Source organism: Phenylobacterium sp. (assembly GCF_036821595.1).
Classification (GTDB): domain Bacteria; phylum Pseudomonadota; class Alphaproteobacteria; order Caulobacterales; family Caulobacteraceae; genus Phenylobacterium.
The window spans coordinates 1-2,432 of sequence record NZ_DAISJG010000156.1; the positions used below are offsets into that span (position 1 = coordinate 1).

The following is a 2,432-nucleotide window of genomic DNA, read 5'->3' on the forward strand; positions in this document are numbered from 1 at the left end:
ACCCGCTACCCCTCCGGAAACACCCAAGTCCCGGAGACCCCAACCCCATGCGGCTTTCACGACGTGAGTTCGGCCTCGCCCTCGCCGGCGCCGCGGCCCTGCCGGCATCCGCCCTCGCCCAGCCCGCCTCGGCCCTCGACCGCCAGCTCACCGCCTTCCTCGACGCCGAGTTCGAGAAGGAGCTGCAGATGGACCCCGAGTGGCTGACCAGCCTCGGGCGCAAGGAACAGTACGGCCGGCTGACCGACCGCAGCGAGGCGGCGGCCGACGCGCGGCTGGCCTGGCGGCGGAAGAGCGTCGCCGACATGAAGGCCCGGTTCGACCCCGCCAGGCTCGGCGAGGACGCCCGCACCTCCTTCGAGATGTGGGCCCTCGAGCTCGACCGCGCCGAGGACGAGGCCCGCTGGCGGCGGCACAACTACATCTTCGACCGCAGCGGGGCGCACACCCGCCTGCCGAACTTCCTGATCAACTCCCACCAGGTCGACACGCCCGCCGACATGGAGGCCTATGTCGCGCGCGTCGCGGCGATCGGGCCGGCCATCGACCAGCTCATGGTCCGCGCCCGCGCGGCCTCGGCGATGGGCGTGCGCATGCCCCGCTTCGCCCACGACCAGGCGCTGCAGGACATCGCCCGCGTCACCAGGGGCGCCCCGTTCACCGCCGACGGCGGCGACTCGCCGCTGTTCGCCGACGCCCGCGCCAAGGTCACGGCGCTGCGCGAGGCCGGCAAGGTCGACCCCGCCCAGGCCGAGCGCCTGCTGGCCCGCACCGCCCAGGCCATGACCGGGACCCTGCAGCCGGCCTATGCGCGGCTCGCCGCCTGGATCACGGCGGAGCGCGAGAAGACCCCGGCCGACCCCACCGGGGCCGGCGCCCTGCCCGACGGCCGCGCCTACTACGACGCCATGCTGCGCCTGCAGACCACCACCGACCTGACCGCCGACCAGATCCACGAACTGGGGCTTTCCGAGGTCGCCCGCATCCGCGGCGAGATGGAGACGCTGAAGGCCAAGATCGGCTTCACGGGCTCGCTGGAGGCGTTCTTCGCCCACCTGCGCACCGACGACCGCTTCTACGTCGCCAACACCGACGCCGGCCGCGCGCAGTACTTGGCCGCGGCGGAGGGCTTCCTCGCCCGGATGAAGGCCCGCCTGCCCGAGGAGTTCGGCCGGCTCCCGAAGTCCGACCTTGTCGTCAAGCGCGTGGAGAGCTTCCGCGAGGAGCCGGGCGGCGCGGCCCACTACAACTCCGGCGCCCCCGACGGCTCGCGGCCGGGGACCTACTACGTCCACCTGGCCGACACCCGCGCCACGCCGATCTACGAGATCGAGGGCACCAGCTACCACGAGGGCTGGCCCGGGCATCACATGCAGATCTCGATCGCCCAGGAGCTCACCGGCATCCCGGCCTTCCGCACCCAGTACGGCTACGGCGCCTACATCGAGGGCTGGGGCCTCTATGTGGAGCAGCTGGCCAAGGAGATGGGCTTCTACCGGGACCCCTACAGCGACTTCGGCCGCCTGGGCCGGGAGATCTGGCGCGCCATCCGGCTGGTGCTCGACACCGGTCTGCACGCCAAGGGCTGGAGCGAGGCCAAGGCGCTGGAGTTCTACGCCGCCAATTCCCCCCAGCCGGAGGCCAAGATGCGCTCCGAGGTCCGCCGCTACCTGGTGAACCCCGGCCAGGCGACCTCCTACAAGGTCGGCATGGTCCGCATCCTCGCGGCCCGCGACAAGGCCCGCCGGGCGCTCGGCCCCCGCTACGACCAGCGCGCCTTCCACGACATGGTGCTCAGCGCCGGCGCCCTTCCCCTCGGCGTCCTCGACACCCGCGTCGACCGCTGGATCGCCTCGCGGAAGGCGTAGCGGGGCGGAGCCGGTGTCGCCCTGGCCCTCCTCCTCGATGGAGGAGGGTTGGGTGGTGGTGCGGGCGCTGAGGCGAGGCAGCTGGCCCGAGCCGGCGCCGACGCCCAACAGCGCGAACCGCCCCATCGCAGCGCGACCACCACCATCCCTCCCCTTCCTCCATCGAGGAGGAAGGGGCGCCCTTCTCTTCGCGGCCGAGCGCAACGCGCCCCCCACACTTGCGTGACCTGCCCCGGCGTACGCATTGACGCCCCCGCCACCGGGCGCAGAATTGACGCCCAGTCCGGAAAGGTCCCGCCCGATGACCCACGAGGAGATGGAAGCCATCGTCATGGCCTTCCCCGGCGCCGAGAAGGGGATGAGCTACGGCTATCCCGCCTACAAGGTGGCCGGCAAGTTCTTCACCCGCCTGCGCCGCGACGACGCCAGCCTGGTCCTGATGGACGTTTCCTTCGACGAGCGGGAGATGCTGATGGAGGCCGAGCCCGGCACCTTCCACCTGACGCCCCACTACAAGGACTACCCCTGCGTGCTCGCCCGCATGGAGAGCCTGCACCCGGGCTC

The 2,432-nt window shown here is 72.0% G+C and carries 2 protein-coding genes; both read left to right on the plus strand.

Going from position 1 to position 2,432, the window contains the following annotated elements:
• Positions 1–47 precede the first annotated feature (47 nt).
• On the plus strand, positions 48–1,868 hold the full coding sequence (locus tag V7Z97_RS20090; protein WP_334165357.1) for a DUF885 domain-containing protein: 1,821 nt from the start codon (positions 48–50) through the stop codon (positions 1,866–1,868).
• Between the two features lie 301 nt (positions 1,869–2,169).
• The coding region (locus tag V7Z97_RS20095) for an MmcQ/YjbR family DNA-binding protein (RefSeq protein WP_334165358.1) at positions 2,170–2,432 on the plus strand (263 nt) is incomplete at its 3' end.

Excerpts from the sequence above, each read along its gene's own strand:
- V7Z97_RS20090 (WP_334165357.1), top strand. The coding sequence starts at position 48 with ATGCGGCTTTCACGACGTGAGTTCGGCCTCGCCCTCGCCGGCGCCGCG.